Origin of the sequence: Cupriavidus sp. IK-TO18, assembly GCF_015549295.1 — a bacterium.
GTDB classification, from domain to species: Bacteria; Pseudomonadota; Gammaproteobacteria; order Burkholderiales; family Burkholderiaceae; genus Cupriavidus; species Cupriavidus oxalaticus_A.
The window spans coordinates 127,475-145,014 of the sequence record NZ_JADGMP010000014.1 but is presented as its reverse complement, the minus strand read 5'-3'; the positions used below and the strand labels follow the sequence as shown (position 1 = coordinate 145,014).

Annotated in this window: 12 protein-coding genes and 1 pseudogene; 7 read left to right on the top strand and 6 right to left on the bottom strand. The window is 68.1% G+C overall.

Going from position 1 to position 17,540, the window contains the following annotated elements; genetic code table 11:
• Positions 1-258: 258 nt before the first annotated feature.
• Together IPF36_RS12450 and IPF36_RS12445 are read left to right on the top strand one after the other, a co-directional pair.
• The gene (locus IPF36_RS12450; RefSeq protein ID WP_133097076.1) at positions 259-684 is read left to right on the top strand and encodes a PRC-barrel domain-containing protein; all 426 of its coding nucleotides are present in this window, start codon (positions 259-261) and stop codon (positions 682-684) included.
• 165 nt (positions 685-849) lie between these two features.
• Positions 850-5,155, top strand: a pseudogene (locus IPF36_RS12445) (response regulator).
• A gap of 95 nt (positions 5,156-5,250) precedes the next feature.
• Here IPF36_RS12445 and IPF36_RS12440 read toward each other — a convergent pair.
• Together IPF36_RS12440 and IPF36_RS12435 are read right to left on the bottom strand one after the other, a co-directional pair.
• On the bottom strand, positions 5,251-6,000 hold the full coding sequence (locus tag IPF36_RS12440; RefSeq protein WP_135703422.1) for a creatininase family protein: 750 nt from the start codon (positions 5,998-6,000) through the stop codon (positions 5,251-5,253).
• Positions 6,001-6,065: 65 nt separating this feature from the next.
• Positions 6,066-7,361 carry an MFS transporter gene (locus IPF36_RS12435; RefSeq protein WP_133097079.1) on the bottom strand — a complete coding sequence of 432 codons (1,296 nt, stop codon included), beginning with the start codon at positions 7,359-7,361 and terminating at the stop codon, positions 6,066-6,068.
• A gap of 209 nt (positions 7,362-7,570) precedes the next feature.
• On the opposite strand from IPF36_RS12435, the gene IPF36_RS12430 reads away from it, so the two are divergent.
• On the top strand, positions 7,571-8,500 hold the full coding sequence (locus tag IPF36_RS12430; RefSeq protein ID WP_133097080.1) for a LysR family transcriptional regulator: 930 nt from the start codon (positions 7,571-7,573) through the stop codon (positions 8,498-8,500).
• Here the strand turns inward: IPF36_RS12430 and IPF36_RS12425 are convergent.
• Positions 8,497-8,676 carry a hypothetical protein gene (locus tag IPF36_RS12425; protein WP_240745755.1) on the bottom strand — a complete coding sequence of 60 codons (180 nt, stop codon included), beginning with the start codon at positions 8,674-8,676 and terminating at the stop codon, positions 8,497-8,499. The two genes, IPF36_RS12430 and IPF36_RS12425, sit on opposite strands and share 4 nt — an antisense overlap.
• 328 nt (positions 8,677-9,004) lie before the next feature.
• On the opposite strand from IPF36_RS12425, the gene IPF36_RS12420 reads away from it, so the two are divergent.
• Entirely contained in the window at positions 9,005-9,250 is a 246-nt protein-coding gene (locus tag IPF36_RS12420; protein WP_195428062.1) for a hypothetical protein, read from the top strand.
• A 47-nt stretch (positions 9,251-9,297) separates the two neighbouring features.
• On the opposite strand, the gene IPF36_RS12415 is transcribed toward IPF36_RS12420, so the two are convergent.
• A complete protein-coding gene (locus tag IPF36_RS12415; protein WP_195428061.1) occupies positions 9,298-10,668 on the bottom strand; it encodes an FAD-containing oxidoreductase in 1,371 nt (456 codons plus the stop codon).
• 723 nt (positions 10,669-11,391) lie between these two features.
• Here IPF36_RS12415 and fur point away from each other — a divergent pair.
• Both fur and IPF36_RS12405 read left to right on the top strand, forming a co-directional pair.
• Positions 11,392-11,865, top strand: coding sequence for a ferric iron uptake transcriptional regulator (fur, locus tag IPF36_RS12410; RefSeq protein ID WP_240745754.1), 474 nt, complete (start codon positions 11,392-11,394; stop codon positions 11,863-11,865).
• Between the two features lie 53 nt (positions 11,866-11,918).
• Complete coding sequence (locus IPF36_RS12405; protein ID WP_133097082.1) at positions 11,919-12,206, top strand: hypothetical protein; 288 nt, start codon at positions 11,919-11,921, stop codon at positions 12,204-12,206.
• A 4-nt stretch (positions 12,207-12,210) separates the two neighbouring features.
• Here IPF36_RS12405 and IPF36_RS12400 read toward each other — a convergent pair whose 3' ends face one another.
• A complete protein-coding gene (locus tag IPF36_RS12400) occupies positions 12,211-13,137 on the bottom strand; it encodes a DMT family transporter (RefSeq protein ID WP_135703419.1) in 927 nt (308 codons plus the stop codon).
• Between the two features lie 533 nt (positions 13,138-13,670).
• Between IPF36_RS12400 and IPF36_RS12395 the strand changes: the two genes are divergently transcribed.
• Positions 13,671-13,991 carry a PadR family transcriptional regulator gene (locus IPF36_RS12395; RefSeq protein WP_133097084.1) on the top strand — a complete coding sequence of 107 codons (321 nt, stop codon included), beginning with the start codon at positions 13,671-13,673 and terminating at the stop codon, positions 13,989-13,991.
• A 79-nt stretch (positions 13,992-14,070) separates the two neighbouring features.
• Here IPF36_RS12395 and IPF36_RS12390 read toward each other — a convergent pair whose 3' ends face one another.
• Positions 14,071-17,268: an EAL domain-containing protein gene (locus tag IPF36_RS12390; protein ID WP_195428059.1), complete on the bottom strand. Its 3,198-nt coding sequence runs from the start codon at positions 17,266-17,268 to the stop codon at positions 14,071-14,073.
• Between the last annotated feature and the right edge of the window lie 272 nt (positions 17,269-17,540).

Genomic DNA, 17,540 nt, shown 5'->3' with positions numbered 1-17,540 from the left:
CCGAATACCGGGCCGGCACCCCGGCCGCCGGCGTGGACGGCAGCACGCGCGTGGACGTCATGCTGGGGATGCGCCACCTGTTCTGAACGCGGCCGTCCCGGCGCGCATTTTTGCAAACCCGGCGCGAAAGAATTACGTTGCCGCGCGCCCGACGCGGCAAAACAGCCTTGCGTGGCCCGCTGCGGCGCCGCCCGCGGTGCAGGCATGGTCATTGCGCACGCTCCATGTTCCTGAGTTCATTGGCACAAGGAGCCCAACATGCAAACCCAATCTCCCAGCAGTCAAGGCGCGGCCATCATCGGTTCGGGCGTGGGCGAAGGCCCCGGTCCGGAAGTCATGGCGGCATCCAGCCTGGACGGCACCAAGGCGTACTCGTCCGACGGCGAACACGTCGGCACGATCTCCGAGATCATGCTGGACGTGCCGCACGGCCGCATCGCCTACGCGGTGCTGAAGGCCGGCGGCTTCCTCGGCATTGGCGATACGCTGCACGCCATCCCGTGGAACGCCCTGGTGATGGACACCGACGAAAAGTGCTTCCGGATCGCCGTGACGGCGGACCGGATCAAGTCCGCCCCCGGCTTCAACAAGGACAGCTGGCCGGCCATGGCCGATCCGCAGTGGGGCAAGTCGCTGCACGAGTACTACGGGCGGGACCCGTACTGGGTGAACCCGCCGCTGTAGGCGCCGGCGCAGCTTGCATTGCGCCACCAGGCTAGGCAAAGTCTTGCGGGACGCGCGCGCAGCGCAGGCGCGGCTCGGGAGACCACCATGAGCAGACCCGACGGCATCGGGCCGCAAGCGCCCGCCTGCCCAGACATGCCTGGCTTCCTGGCCGGGGGCGGCGAGATGGGCGCGCTGATCCGCGCGCACGACTGGGCCGCCACGCCGCTGGGGCCGCCGCAGGCGTGGCCGCACAGCCTGAAGACGGCCATCCGCATCATGCTGACCGCGCCAGCCGATCTGGATCGGTTGGGGCGAGGCGCTGCATTTCTTCTACAACGACGCCTACAAGTCCATCATCGGCGGCAAGCACCCCGACGCGCTGGGCCAGCCGACCGCAGTGGTCTGGCGTGAAATCTGGCCGGAAATCGGCCCGCTGCTCGACACCGCGATGACCGGTGCCGAGGGCACCTTCGTCGAGCAGAAGCTCCTGATCATGGAGCGCAACGGGTATCCGGAAGAGACCTACTACACCTTTTCGTACAGCCCCGTGCCGAACGACCACGGCGGCACCGGCGGCATCATCTGCGCCAACAGCGACGATACCGAGCGCGTGCTGGCCGAGCGGCAACTGAATGTGTTGCGTGACGTGGCCGCGGCGGCCACCGACGCGCGCTCGTGGCGCCAGGCGTGCGAGCGCACCATGGGCGCGCTGGCATCGGACCCGCGCGACATCGTCTTCGCGCTGCTCTACATCGCCGAACCCGGCGCCACCGACCTGCAGCGCGTGGTCGCCAGCGGCATCGATCCTGCTCACCCCGCCGCACCGCCCGCGATCTCGCTCGAAGGCATGGCGCCGTGGCCGGTGGCCGAGGTCCTGCAGCAGCAACAGCCGGCGCTGATCGAGCAGCTGGCAACGCGCTTTGCCGCGCCGCTGCCCGCCGGCGCGTGGGGTGTGCCCACGGATGCGGCCGCGGTGATCCCGGTGGCGCCGTCGGGCAGCGCCTCGCATCGCGGCGTGCTGGTAGTGGGGCTGAACCCGTACCGGTTGTTCGGCGAGCGCTACCGCAGCTTCCTGAACCTGGTGGCGGGCCAGATCGGCGCGGCCATGCATTCGGCGCAGGCCTACGAGGAAGCGCGCAAGCGTGCCGAGGCGCTGGCCGAGATCGACCGCGCCAAGACCACCTTCTTCTCCAACATCAGCCATGAGTTCCGCACGCCGCTGACGCTGATGCTGGGACCGCTCGAAGAGCTGCTGCGGCGCGCCGGCACTGGCGACGACAGCGCCGGCGACGAACAACGCTCGCTGCTGGAGATGACCCACCGCAGCGGCATGCGCCTGCTCAAGCTGGTCAACGCGCTGCTCGACTTCTCGCGCATCGAGGCCGGCCGCATCCGCATGCGGCGCCACCCCACCGACCTCGCCGCCTTCACCGCCGACCTCGCCTCGCTGTTCCGTGCCTGTGTCGAGAGCGCCGGCATGTCGCTGCGCGTCGAATGCGAACCGCTGCCGCAGCCGGTGGCGGTGGACCGCGACATGTGGGAGACCATCGTGCTGAACCTGGTCTCCAATGCGTTCAAGTTCACGTTTGCCGGCAGCATCACCGTCAGCATCGTGGCCCATGGGGACAATGCGGTGCTGCGCGTGCGCGACACCGGCATCGGCATCCCGGCCGGCGAGCTGCCGCGCATCTTCGAGCGCTTCCATCGCGTCGAAGGCGCGCAGGGCCGCTCGATCGAAGGCAGCGGCATCGGCCTGGCGCTGGTGCGGGAACTGGTGCGCCTGCATGGCGGCACCGTCGAAGTCGACAGCATGCAGGGCCAGGGCACCTGCTTCACGGTCACGATGCCGGTGGCGGCCGCCGGGGACGTGCCGGCGGACACGGTGCCAGCGCTCGCGGCCAGCAGTGCGCAGGCCCGCGCCTACGTGGACGCGACGCTGCGCTGGCCGCATGCCGAGGCACCGGCGCTGGCCATGGCCGCAGAGGACGCGCAGTACAGCCCGCAACATGCGCCTGCGCCCGGCGGCGAAGCGGCTGCCCCCGCCACCGTGCTGGTGGTTGACGACAACGACGACCTGCGCGACTACATGCGCCGGCTGCTGAATGCCGCCGGCCACCGCGTCGAGGTGGCACCCGACGGCGAGGCCGCGCTCGAGTTGGCGCGCCGCCAGTTGCCCGCGCTGATCGTGTCGGACGTGATGATGCCCAGGCTCGACGGCTTCGGCCTGGTGCAGGCCGTGCGCGCGGATCCGGCGCTGCGCGACACGCCGGTGCTGCTGCTGTCGGCGCGCGCCGGCGAGGAAGCGCGCGTGAGCGGCCTGGGATCGGGCGCCGACGATTACCTGATCAAGCCCTTCTCGGCCCGCGAACTGCTGGCCCGCGTGGCCAGCAACCTGCGCCTGTCAGAGCTGCGGCGCGCCACCGAGCGCCGCCTGCAGGACCTCAATGCCTCGCTCGAGCGGCGCATCGCGCAGGCCGTGACTGACCACGACCGGCTGTGGGAACTGAGCGAAGACCTGCTGATCGTGGCCGGCTTCGACGGCACCCTGCAGCGCATCAGCCCGGCCTGGACACGCACGCTTGGCCATGCCCCGCACGAGGCGCTGGGCCGGCCTTACCTGTCGTTCATCTATCCGGACGACCTGGTGCTGGTGACCGCGCAGCTGGCGGCGCTGCGCCACGACGGCACGCCGGTGCGTTTCGAATGCCGCCAGCCGCGCGCGGACGGCGCGTTGCGCTGGCTGGCCTGGACCCTGACGGTGGATCCGGCCAACGGCCATCTCCACGGCGTCGGCCGCGACGTGACCGGCGACCGCGAAGTCCAGGCGGCGCTGCGCCATGCCGACCAGGCCCTGCGCACGGCGCAGAAGATGGAAGCCATCGGCAAGCTGACCGGCGGCGTCGCCCATGACTTCAACAACCTGCTGCAGGTGATCGGCGGCAACCTGCAGCTGCTGGCGCGCGACCTGTCCGGCAATACCGACGCCGCGCCGCGGCTGCGCAATGCGCTGGCCGGCGTGGCCCGCGGCGCCAAGCTGTCGTCGCAGCTGCTGGCATTCGGGCGGCGCCAGCCGCTGGCCCCGCGCGTGGTCAACCTGGGCCGGCTGGCGCGCACGCTGGACGACATGCTGCGGCGCGCGCTGGGCGACGGCATCGAGATCGAAACCGTGGTGGCCGACGGCCTGTGGAATACGCTAGTCGACCCGTTTCAGGTCGAGAACGCGCTGCTGAACCTGGCGATCAACGCGCGCGACGCCATGCACGGCCAGGGCCGCCTGACCATCGAGGCGCGCAACACGTGGCTCGACGAGGCGCTGGAAGAGCCGCCGCACGGGCGCGCGCCGCGGCCGGCGGCGCAGTATGTGCTGCTGGCGGTCACCGACACCGGCACCGGCATGACGCCCGAGGTGCAGGAACATGTGTTCGAGCCGTTCTTCACCACCAAGCCCGAAGGCCAGGGCACGGGCCTCGGCCTGAGCATGGTGTATGGCTTTATCCGCCAATCGGATGGCCATGTGAAGATCGTAAGCAAGCCCGGCCGCGGCACCACGGTGAAGCTCTACCTGCCGCGCGTGCACATGGCCGAGGATCCCGATGCCGAACCCGATACGGACCGCGCGCGCGGCGGCGGCGAAACCGTGCTGGTGGTCGAGGACGACGAGGACGTACGCGCCACCGTGGTCGAGATGCTTGCCAGCCTGGGCTACCACGTGCTGCGCGCGCGCGATGCGCAGGGTGCGCTGGCCATCGTCGAGCGGGGCGTTCACATCGACCTGCTGTTCAGCGATGTGGTGATGCCGGGGCCCTTGCGCAGCACCGAACTGGCCGACAAGGTGCGCGAGCGGCTGCCGGGCATCGGGGTGCTGTTCACCTCGGGCTATACCGACAGCATCATCGTGCACGGCGGCAGGCTGGATCCCGGCGTCGAACTGCTCAGCAAGCCCTATACACATGAAGCGCTGGCGCGCAGGGTCCGCCATGTGCTGGCCAACCGGGAACAGCGTGCCGCGGGGGCAGCGGCTGTGGCTGCCGCCGGCCGCGCGCCGAGTGATTCGGGCACGCGCGTGCTGTGCGTCGACGACGACGCGCAGGTGCGCGCCAGCACGGCGGAACTGCTGCGCGCCTGCGGCGCCGAGGTGACCGAGGCGCAGAACGACATCGAGGCGCTGGCACTGCTTGCCGCCGGCACCTTCGACCTGCTGCTGACCGATGTCGCGCTGCACGGCGGCACCAGTGGCTCGGGCGTGGACCTGGCACTGGCCGCGCGCCAGCGCCAGCCGCGGCTGCGTATCGTGTTTGCCACGGGCTATCCGCTGGCGCTGACGCCGGCCCAGCACCAGGTGCTGGGCGACGCCGCGGTGCTGCGCAAGCCGTATGCGCCGCAGGCGCTGCTGGACCTGCTGCAGGGCGCCGTCGCCGAAGGCCCTGGGGGCACGGAGAGCGCGGAGGGCGCCACAGCGCTCGGAAGCCGACCGTCATCGACAGCCTGAAGGTGCGCGGCGCTTCTTGGCGCAAGATAGCCGCCGTAGGCGGAGGCCCAGCGGGCCTTCTGCAACGTTCCCCACCGCGGCGCGCAGCGTGTGAATCAGGCGGGCATGGACTCGCGGCCGAACGCTTCCAGTTCGCGCACCAGGCTTTGCGCGGCCAGCCTGACCAGCTCGGCACCCTTTTCCGGCGTCGCCAGTCCCGGATCGGAGCCGATACGGCCATCCGGATAGCGCGCGCGGAAGTCCAGCGCTTCGCGGATCGGGCCCGACGGTGCGATCTTCGGCGCATAGTCGGCAATCTTGATGGCGTCCGGAAAAGCCCACTGAGTGATCGCAATCTCGGAAGGCGTGGCGTGCGAGCCGTGGCCAGCCGGGAACTGATTGCGCGCCAGCTCGCCGACGCCTTCCAGGTCCCACCAGTTGCACAGCTTTAGCGCGAAGCCCGCGCGGCGCCTGGCGAAGCTCGCCTCGGCGTAGAGCTCGGAGAACGCGGCTTCAATTGATGCCACATTGCCCCCGTGGCCGTTAAGGAACAGGATCTTCTCGAAGCCATGCCCGGCCAGCGAGCGGACCCAGTCACCGATCGCGGCGATAAAGGTCGAGGGGCGCAGGGAAATGGTCCCCGGAAAGGCGAGGTGATGCTGCGCCATACCGATATTGAACGTCGGTGCCACCAGGACATCGGCCCCCTTCTCCGCTTCATTGGCGATGATTTCCGGGCACAGCCAGTCGGTGCCGAGCAGCCCGGTCGGTCCGTGCTGCTCGTTCGAGCCGATCGGAACCACGATGGTACGGCTGCGCGCCAGGTATTGCTCGATTTCAGCCCAGGTTGAAAGATGCAAGCGCATTGCTACTCCTTTTGATCTCCGGTGCGTCCGGACACGATACTTGATTCATGCCGCCTGGCGCAGGTTCAGCGCTTGGCCGGCAGCTTGTTGGCAAGGACGATCACGGCGGCGAGCAACGGCAGCGAAGCCATCAGCAGCACCCCATAACTTAGGCTGCCGGTCGCGCCCTTGGTCCAGCCGATGACGGCAGGACCCCAGAAACCGCCCGACAAGCCAATGGTATTGATCAGCGCGATGCCGCCCGCCGCCGCCGGACCCTTGATGTATTCGGCGGGCATGGCCCAGAACACCGTGTAGGCCATCCACAGCCCCATCGTGGCGAGCGTCAGCAATGCCAGCGTCACGAACAGGTTTCCATCCGTTGCAAACGAGGCCGCCAGCAGCACCGCCGCGCCCAACGCAGGCACCGCGCAGTGAAAGCGCCGCTCCCCGACCCGGTCAGACCTGCGGCCCATGAAGACCATGCCAAAGGCGGCAGCCAGGTAGGGGATGGCCGAGTACCAGCCAAGCTGCACCGTATCGTTCACGCCCTGTGCCTTGATGAGGCTCGGAAGCCAGAAGCTGATGGCGTAGATGGTTGCGATGATGCAGAAGTATGCCAGGGCCAGCACGTAGACCCGCGCGTCCTTCGCCACGGCCTTGAAGGAATGCTTGTGCGCCGCCGCGGGACTCAGCTCGGCTTCAAGCAGGCGCCGTTCCTGTTCGCTCAGCCAGCTGGCCTGGGCGGGCCGATCCGGCACCAGCCGCAAAGCCATCACACCGAGCAGGATGCAGGGCAGGCCCTCGACCAGGAACATCCACTGCCAGCCCGCGAGACCGGCCTGGCCGGCGAGCGCGGTCATCAGCCACGCCGACACCGGACCCCCGACGATCCCGCCGATCGGGCCCGCCAGGAAGACGATCGCGATGGCGCGGGCCATGCGTTGCGGACCGTACCAGCACGATAGGTAATAGATCATGCCCGGGGCGAATCCCGCCTCGAACACGCCGAGCAGGAAGCGCATGGCGTAGAACGTCGGCACGTTGCGCACGAACAGCATGCAGGCGGAGGTAATGCCCCACAGCACCAGGATGCGGCTGAACGTCTTGCGCGCGCCGACCCGCGGCAGCATCAGGTTGCTGGGCAACTCGAACAGCACGTAGCCGATAAAGAAAATCCCCGCGCCCACGCCGTACGCGGCATCGGAGAAGCCCAGGTCACTTTGCATCTGCAGCTTGGCGAAGCCGACATTGACCCGGTCCAGATAGGCGAACAGGTAACAGACCAGCAGGAAAGGCAGCAAGCGCCAGTTGATCTTGCTGTACAGCGAGGAAGCGTCGGAAGCGCCGTCGGCGGCGCTCGAGGTGGGAATTGCCAGCATGCTGCCTGTCTCCTGTGGTTGCGTGTCGTCTGCATGTTTTTCTGGCCTGAAGTCTGGCAGCCGGAGAGGGGCAGGCAAAGAGCAACTAAGTCCACGGTTCGTTCCCTTTTGAGCAACGGATTTTCCGCCGAGTGCAGCAAGTGCCGCGCAAGGGCCTCCGGCTTCAGGTATCGTCAGCGCGGTCAGAAAGCGAAGCGGAGCGTTTCGACATGCGAGAGATCAACCAGCAGCGGTTGCGATACTTCCGGGAAGTCGTGGCTCACGGCACCATCCGGGGGGCCGCGGAAAGCCTCAATACCTCGCCGTCCGTGATCACCCGGCAGATCAGGCTGCTCGAGGAAGAACTCGGCGCGACGCTGTTCGAGCGCGAGCCGCGTGGCCTCAAGCCGACTGCGGCGGCTGCGCACCTGCTCGAGTTCTGGCGTGGCTATCGCTCGCACCAGGAGAAGCTCGAAGACCAGTTGCATTCACTGAAGGGCTTGCAGCAAGGCGAGGTCCGGCTGGTGCTGAGCGAAGGCTATGTGGACCTCCTGGTCAACGAAGTCCTTGCGCAGTTCTGCGCCCGGTATCCGAAGCTCGATATCCACATGGACATCCTGGCGGTGGACGGCGTGCTGCAGGAAGTCGCCGAAAGCCGCGCACATATCGGGCTGGCGTACAATCCGCCGCCCCATCCGCGCGTCGAGTACCGCGCGAGTGCGGCGCAGCCGGTGGTCCTGCTGGTCCGCCCCGACCATCCGCTTGCCGTGCGCGGCGGCGCGGCCAGCCTCCAGGATCTGCAGGCCTACCCGCTCGCGATCATGCCGGCATCTTTCGGCGTGGGTCATGCACTGAGCATGGTGGAGTTTGCCGAGAACATCTCGATCCGGGCGACGCTGGTCAGCAATTCGCTGACGGCCCTGAAGCAGTTCGTCGGCTACAACAATTTCATGACGCTGATCGGTGAATTTGCCGCCTATCGCGAGATCGCGGCAGGCACGCTCGCCGTCGTGCCGATCGATCACCCGCTGTTCATGGGCACCCAGGCAAGGCTGATGGTGAAGGCCGGCCGGCCATTGCCGGCGGCTGCGCTCGAACTGCTAAGCCATATCACGCGGCACATGTCCATGTTTGCCAGGACCACGCCCGGCGCGGATTAGCCGGATCCCTCGTTCTCCAGCCGCAGCATCCGCAACTGGATCGCCGCCGCCAGCTCCATCAGTGGCCCGGCCAGCGCGGCCTCGGCGGCTTCCACGGCCCCGGCGCCTGGCTGCGTCGATACGCTCACGTTCAATACGTGGATGCCATAGCCGCGAAAGCGCATGGGCGTCACCATGGCAAGGACCTGAGGCTGCCAGGAGATCGTGCCGAGCGCTACACCAAGCCAAGCTGCTGCAAAGCAGCACCCGTGTCGATGAGCGAACACATTGGCATCCGGCGGCAAGCCAACCCCATTTTGAGTGTTGCCATGCCTGCCCGGAACGCTGCAAGCGGCCGTGGCCCACGGCCTGAATCCCACCATTACCAACCATCGGTTGTCATTGAATCGCTACTCATCGCTCTACTGTGTTGAGTAGCTGGCTCCTACATTGAACCCAACGGCGACGCACCAATCCAGCGAAGCCGCAAACGAGGTTCTTCCTACCAAGATTCAGGAGCTGATCATGATTTCCCATTTCGCCCGTATTCTTGTTGTTGCGTCGACGACCCTGACCGTTGCTGCCGCGCTGTCGGGCGGCTACGCCCACGCAGGAGAAGTCGTTGTGGCCGGCATGGACCGGACAGGTGTGTCCGCGTCGCCCGCTCGCAAGCCCGATCCGTTCACGGACGGTGCGCGCATCGGTGCTTACGACCCGTACACCGACGGCGCCCGCGCCGGCGAGTCGGACTCGTTCAACAAGGGACTCTGATGCCGCAGGCCTACGCCTCACCTTCGGCTGTCGCCATTTCCATCCACTCATGCCAGCTCCTGCAGCATTGTCGGCACCAGCTCGGATACCGTGGGATGGATGTGCATGGCGCGGCTGATGGTGGTATAGGGCGCCCCGGCATACATCACGTCGAGCAGGGAGTGAATCACCTCGTCGCCGTTCAGACCCAGGATTGCCGCGCCCAGGATCAAGCGGCTGTCGGCGTCGACCACCACCTTCATGAAACCCTGGCTTTCGCCCTTTTCCACGGCGCGCCCGACGCGGCTCATGGGGCGCCTGCCGACAAGAACGTTGCGCCCGGACTGGCGGGCCTGCGTTTCAGTCATGCCGGCGCGCCCGAGCGGGGGATCGGTGAACAAGGCATAGGCCGTGATGCGGTCCGCAACCGTGCGAGGATCGTTGTCGAGCAAGTTGGCGGCGACGATCTCGTGGTCGTGATACGACGTATGCGTGAAGGCCCCGCGGCCGTTGCAGTCACCCAGCGCCCAGATGCCGGGGACGCTGGTGCGCAACTGTTCATCCACCTTGATATAGCCCCGCTCGTCGGTTTCGACCCCTGCCTTGTCGAGTCCCAGGTCTGCCGTGTTGGGTACCCTCCCCACTGCCAGGAGCAGGTGCGAGCCATTGACGTCGCGCGAACCAGACGCGCAATCGAGCCCGACGGAGATGCCTGCTCCCGCCCGGCGGGCAGTCAGGCAGTTGGCATCGAGGCGGATTTCGACCCCCTCCCGCTCCAGGATCTCCCGCACCGCCTCCGACACGTCTTCGTCCTCGCGCTGGATCAGGCGCGGGCCTTTTTCCACCACGGTGACCCTGGCGCCAAAGCGTCGGTACATCTGGGCAAACTCCAGGCCTATGTAGCTGCCGCCAATGACGACCAGATGCTCGGGCAGGTAGTCAACGTTCATCATGCCCGCATTGGTCAGGTACGCCACTTCGTCGAGCCCGGGCATCGGCGGAACGAGGGCCCGGCCACCGACGTTGATAAAGATCCGCTCAGCTTCCAGCAGTTCGCCATTGACGCGCACGGTGTGCGCGCTTTCGAAGCGGGCGTGCCCCTGATAGACGGTGCCGTTGGCCAGGCCGCGCATCCACTGTTCCACGCCACTGGCGGAGCGCCCGGCGATTTCGTCCTTGCGCGCCTTCACCTGCCTCATGTCGATGGCAACCGGCCCACCGATCGTCACGCCATAGTCGCCCGCGCGCCGCGCAAGATGGGCCGCATACGCGCTCGCGATCAGGGTCTTGGTCGGGATGCAACCGGTGTTCACGCACGTGCCGCCAAAGTTCGCACGTTCGATGACTGCCACTTTCTTGCCTGCGCCGGACAGCCGCGCGGCCAGCGCGGGGCCAGCTTGTCCGGTGCCGATGATGATCGCGTCGAATACCTGAGCCATCACGCTTCTCCTTACCTTGTGCCGGGGCCGCTACACAAGCCAAGCGCAGCGGTGCGCTCCCGCTGTGGATCTGGGAGCGATGCTGGCTGCGCGCTCGTCAAAGCAAAGTCAACTTTAGGTGAATTGGGTCACGGCAGGCAGGCGAGGTGATGGCTCCGTCCAGCGTCATGTCATGGAAGAAGCCCCGCGCAGTTCAGTGTGACTGGGCCTCGATTCAATCAGAAATCAGATCGGCAAAAATTTCACTTGTAATGAGATCGATTCCCATTTACTATTCGATCACTGCCTGACGCACGGTGCTTCACCACCCAGGCAGCCCGGCCAGCACCGAGGCCGCCGCGGCAAGCGGCACCGCCCCGAACCCTGGCAGGACAGAATTTCCGGACGCCGCCACGTGCCATGCCACGCGGCATCCGATACCGACTTTTGTGGGGACCGCTCCGTCACGCGGAGCGTTTGGCAGTAGCCAGTCTTCGGAAGATCGGGAAAGCAACCAGACCCCGCTTTCCCGATCGCGTCTTCCGCAGGCAAGCCAGGCCGCCTTTTTATTCAGCGCGTCGTGCAGGCACGGCGTGCCGCCAGGGACGCCAGCGCTGCGCGCGGCCGGCCCTGGCGCTCCAGCCTGAATATCCCGCCAAGCCATCGACGCCGCCGTGCGCGGCGACGGGCACGGTGCCGCCCTGTCCGATGCGGGGCAACAGCAGCATTCCAATGTCATCCGCCATGTCATCCGAACAGTCCAGCCCGATCCACCTCAAGCGCGCGGGCCTGAAGGCTACGTCGCCGCGGATGCGGATCCTTGAAGTGTTCCGCACCAGCGCACGGCGCCATCTCAGTGCGGAGGATGTCTACCGCATCCTGCTGACCCAGGACGAGGATGCGGGACTGTCTACCGTGTACCGGGTGCTCAACCAGCTGGTGCAGGCCGACATCCTGCTGCGGCACACCTTCGAGTCCGACCACGCCGTGTTCGAACTCAACGAAGGCGGCCACCATGACCACCTGATCTGCGTTGCCTGCGGCCGCGTGGAGGAATTCCGCGACGAAAGCATCGAGCAACGCCAGCGCCAGGTGGCCGCCGACAACGCCTTTATTTTGCGCGAGCACATGCTGGTGCTGTACGGCGTCTGCCCCGAGTGCCGTGCCGGCGCGGCGGACGAAACGCATCTGTCCGCGGCGCTGCCCACGCAAGCCTGAACGCGCCCGAGGTCCGCGTAGACATAGCGATGCCGCGCCCTGACGGAGCCATCATGAAGCGCCTGACCAAGCCGCTATCCGAACTGGAACGCCTGCTCAGCGTGTACCTGAGGCAGGAACCCGGCTGCCATGACTGCCAACTGCGGGCGGTGTGCGTGCACCGGCCCGACCACACCGGCTGCAACTGGAGCGCCGAGGTCGATTTCCCCGAACGTACCGAGGCCGACGCCATCCGTCATTGGCGCCAGGCGCGCCGCGTCGTGATGATGGTGCGGGAGCAGTACAACGTCGCCGCGGGAACGACGGCGGGAGCGCCAGCGCGCCCAGGGGCGGCTTGCTGACAGGTCAGCGTTTCGCCGGCATCCCCACCGCCGCCGCCGCCGGCACGTCGGCCATCACCGGCCGCAGCACCAGCCACACCGCCAGGCCGATCAGCGCGCCGCCAGCGGCATGGGCCCACGATAGCGCCTCGCCCAGGAACAGTGCGCCCCAGACCATGCCGAACGGCGGAATCAGGAAGGTCACGGTCAGCGAGCGCACCGGGCCAAGGTCGGCAATCAGCCGGTAATAGAGGATGTAGGCCAGCGCCGTGCAGAGCACGCCAAGGCCCGCCATGGCCCACCACACTCCGGCGCCGGCCTCGGGCAGGGTGTTGTGGCGCCACAGCGCAGCGGCGCAAAACGGCAGCAGGAACAGCGTCGCGCCGACCATGCTGCCGGCGGCGACCAGGCGGCTGTCCAGGCCGCCGCGCTGGGTGATCCAGCGCCGCGCCAGGAAGCCGGACAGGCCGTAGCAGGCGGTCGCCACCAGGCAAGCCAGCGCGCCGAGCAGCAGCTCGGTCGAGAACGCGACCGGGCCGGTGCGCGTCAGCACCGCCACGCCGGCCACGCCCAGCATCACGCCCAGCGCCTTGGCGCGCGTCAGCCGTTCGGAAAAGGCCAGCGCGCCGATCACGACGCCCATCAGCGGCGTCATGGCATTGAACACCGCCGAATAGCCGGCGGGCAGCCACAGCGCCGCCACCGCGTACATGGCGAACGGAATGCCGGAGTTGATCACGCCCAGTGTGAGCACCGCCGGCCATTTGGCGCGCATGTCCCAGCGCAGTCCCAACAACGGCAGGCATACGGCGAGCGTGATGGCGGCAACGAGCACGCGCACGAAAGCGGCCGGCATCGGGCCGAGCACCGGCGCGCCAATGCGGATGAACAGAAAACTGGCGCCCCAAATGGCGGCCAAGGTGAGCAGGCGTGCGAGATCGGCGGGCTTCATGAGGAGGCGGCGGCGAGCTGCGTCGCCACGGCAAGATGAGGGTGTCGCGATTTGACGCTGGTGGTGGCACGGGCGCAAGCCGGATTCGGACATCTGCATCTTGTTGCATGCGATGAATGCGGCACATGTGAGTCGCTTTTTCGCTGCAGTTGAGGGATCTACCTCACATCAGGCTGCCTTTTTGGGCACAATGGCAGACAATTGCAGGGCGTTCCCTTCGAACCGCCTACACCCATACCCCTCCATGGGAGGGGTGTCGAATCAGACAGGTGACAAGCCGTATTCAATTAAATTAAACTCTGGTCTGCGCCAGAGTTAATTGACCCCTCCGACGCATTCCCGACAAGCCGCCAGGGCACCTGGCGGCTTCTTTTTTGCCTGCGCCGTCTAAAGTGAATTATCCGGCATACGCTGCACGGCAAACCCGGCTACCGGCAGCGTTTCCGCTGTTGGCGGCACAACGTCCGCAAACCCAAACATCCAGCATGCCGCCCGCGTCAACCGCCGGTACGGCTGCCGCGTTGCCAGATTTCATGAAACGACAGTTCCTGGGCCTGCTTGCCCGCGTCTACGTCCTGCAATTTGCCCTGGAAGTCCCCGCCACGGTAGCCATGCTCGCCGACATGCTGCTGGAGTACGGCTTCCAAGTCGACATCGGCACCGTGCGTCCCCTGCTGCGCGCCCTGCAGATGGAGGGCTATCTCGAAAGCGTGCTGCGCGACGGCATCGGCCGCGTCTACCTGCTGACCGAGCGCGGCCGCGAGGAACTGGCGGCCAGCCGCCAGCGCATCGACGAACTGTACCGCCGCCTGCACGCCGAGCTTCCCACCCCCGACACGCCGCGCGAAGCCTGACCGGTCCGCGCATTCACTAAGCCGCCCAACCGCACTGAGCGTACCCGTTTCTGCGAGGTCGCAGTCCGGCGTGTCCGGCCTATTGCCGCGGGGCGGCCTGGTCGGCCAGCGGCGTTTCCAGGCCTGTCTCCAGCAGCTGGCGCAAGGCGTGCGGCGCCACCGCCTGGCAGAACAGGAAGCCCTGCACGCCGTCGCAGCCCTGCGACCGCAGGAACTCGAACTGCGCCGCGGTTTCCACCCCTTCGGCAACCACCTTCAGGTGCAACTGGTGCCCGAGCGCGATGATCGCCGCAGCCACCGCCTGGTCGTGGCCGGGCGTGGCCACGTCGTCGACGAAGGACTTGTCGATTTTGAGCCGGTCGATCGGCAGCCGGGTCAGGTAGTTCAGGCCGGAATAGCCGGTGCCGAAATCGTCGATCGACAGCGCCACGCCAAGCGCGCGCAGCCGACGGAAGGTCTCGATGGTGGTCTCGCCGCCGTCGACGAGGATGCCTTCGGTGACCTCGATCACCAGTTGCCGCGGCGGCAGGCCGGCCTGCTCCAGGCAGCGCGCCACGGTGTCCGGGAAGCCGGCCTGGCGCAGCTGCAGCGGCGAGATATTGACCGCCACTTCGATGTCGCGGCCCAACGCCTCGCGCAGCGCCTGGATCTCGCGGCAGGCGGTGGCCAGCGTCCATTCGCCCAGCGGCGCGACCAGCCCGCTTTGCTCGGCGATGGGGATGAACTCGGACGGCTGCATCGGGCCGCGTTCGGGCGTTTCCCAGGCGATCAGCGCCTCGACGCCGGTAATCTCTTTCGTGGCGGTATCGACGATGGGCTGGTAGCGCAGCCGGAATTCATTGCCGGCCAGCGCGCGGCGCAGCAGCCCTTCGATGGTGAAGCGCGCCAGCGAGGCCTCCGCCATCGACGCGGCAAAGCGGCACAGCTGGGCGCGGCCACCCTGCTTGGCGGCATAGACGGCGGCGTCGGCGGACTTCATCAGCTCGGTCAGCGAATCGCCGTCTTCGGGGAAGATCGCCATGCCGATCGACAGGGTCACGCGCAGGCGCTGCCCGCCGGCCAGCAGTTCCTCATTGACCCGCGCCTGGATCTTGGCGGCGATCAGCTCGGCCTCGCTGTCGTCGCGCAGGCCGCCCAGCACCACGCCGAATTCGTCGCCGCCCATGCGCGCCACCAGGTCGCCCTGGCGCACCGCGCCCTTGAGGCGGTCGGCCATGGTGCGCAGCACGTCGTCGCCGACCGGGTGGCCGAGTGAATCATTGATGTGCTTGAAGTGGTCCAGGTCCAGCAGCAGCAGCGCCACGCGTTCGCCGTGGCGGCGCGCGTGCAGCAGCATGGGCTGTGCGCGCTCGTTGAGTTCGGCGCGGTTGGGCAGGCCGGTCAGCGGGTCGTGCAGCGCCAGGTGGCGGATGTATTCGTCGACACGGCGGCGTTCGGTCAGGTCGTAGGCGATGGCCTGGTAGCCTGCCGGCGGCCCGTCCGGCTGCGCGGCCAGCGCCGACACGGATACCTGCACCGGCAGGCGCGACCCGCCCTTGCGCACCCAGGTCCATTCGCCTTCGTCGGTCAGCCCGAGCCGCGCCTTGGCGACCAGCGCGGGCATGCCGGCCGGCACCGGTTCGCCCAGCTCCTGGCTGAGCGCGCGCGCGTGCGCCGCCAGTTCGTCGGCGAGATGCAGCCCGGTGACCGGCATGCGGCCGACCAGCTCGGCGGTGGTGTACCACAGCATGCGCGTGCCTGCGGCATTGACGCTGGTGATCACGCCGTCGTCGCCGAAGGTGATGACGCCGAAGCTGGCATGGTCGAGCAGCCCGGCGTAGCGCGCGGCCTGGTGCGCGGCGGCCTGGTGCGCGCGCTGCTGCGGCTCCAGGTCGGTGATTGCCCACAGCCAGTGGGCGCCGCTGTCGCTGCTGTCGCCGCCCTCGGCGCTGGGCAGGTGCGCGGCACTGGCGCGCAGCGGGAAACGGCTGCCGTCGCTACGCACGCCGGCCAGCTCTCGCTGCGCGGCGCCGCGGGCCAGGCCAGCGCCATCGGCACCCTCCACGACACCGGTGGCGCCCGGGGCGAGCGTATCGAGGCTACGCCCGACGAGATCGGGCGGCGCGATGCCGAACAGCATGCCGGCGCGCTCGCTGGCACGCACGACCACGCCGTTGGCGTCGGTGAGGACAAAGCCGTCGGCGGATTGCGCCATGCATGCCTGCAGCGTGGCATTGTCGTCTTCCCAGGGGGGGACAGCCTGCGCCTCGCGTTGCCGCGCGGTGCGGCGCTGCCGTGCCAGCGCATAGGCCATGCCGGCCAGCGCCAGCGTGGCGAGCGCGCCCGCGGCCAGCACGGCATACCCCTGGCGCGGGCCATATGCCGCCTCGAACGCGGGACGCGTGGCCGCACGCAGCCTCCACGCGGCGCCACCATAGTGGAACTGGCGCTCGCCGCGCAGCAATGGGGCATTGCCGTCATCGCGATCCGCGGTACCAACCGTATCCGACAGCTGCGGGCCGGGCATGGCAGGCGTGCCCTCGTGCAGCGACAGTTCCAGGTCCGCCAGTGCCGGCGCGCCGATCCCGCGCATCAGGTCGCCCAGCCGCAGCGACACATAGACATAGCCGACCACCGCCTCGCGCCGCTGCGCCAGCGTGCTGGCGGCCACGCCGCCACCGTAGACCGGCAGGAACAGCAGCGCGCCGCGCTGGCGCTCCTGCGCCTCGGCCTCGCGCACCAGGTCGAGCCCGCGCGTCAGCCGGGGCTCGCCGCTGTCGCGCGCCGCTTCCATCGCGGCACGACGGGACGGCTCGGACAGCAGGTCAAAGCCGGCGGCGCGGGCGTTGCGCCCGGCCAGCGGCTCCACGTAGAGGATGGGCGCGTAGAGCCTGCGCGGGCCGGCGGGATGGATCCGGTAATCGGTCAGGCCATCGGCGCGCGCGGCCGCGATCAGGGGTTGGACCTGGCGCGGCGCCGTCAGCGGTGCGTAGCCGATCGATTGTGTGCCGGGCGGCAGCTCATCGAGCTGGGCGGTATAGAGATAGTTGCGCCATTGCGCGCGCGAAGTTGCCGGATTGGCCGTCATCAGGCCCGCCACGCCGCGCAGCAGCCGCTCGTTCTCGAGCATGCGCTCGCGCAGTGCACTGCTGGCCTGGCTCAGCCGCGCATCGAAATGCTGCTGGGCCAGCCGCTGCTCGAATTGCTGTACCTGGCGCCACGCCCCCGCGGTCAGCAGCGCCCCGCCTGCCGCGACCAGCAGCGACAGCAAGGCAGGGGGAAGCGCAGTCAGTCTCATGGTCTTCGTGAACGGTCTGGCGCCAGCGACGCGCGCCTGCCACGGAACCCGTCAGGCTGGCCAGCGCCCGGCAAACGGCTGCGTGCCTTGCGATAACGCGGCACTATACCGCGACGGATGCACAAGGCACAGTCCCGTGCGCGTGACCCGAAGGGGTGTAAGGTGCTGGCCCGATGTGGCGCTCTACCACGGCGGGCCGGTGCAGGACCGCGGGCTGACGCGGCTCGCGGACGTGCTGCTGTACCGCGCCAAGGGTGCCGGGCGCGGGCGCT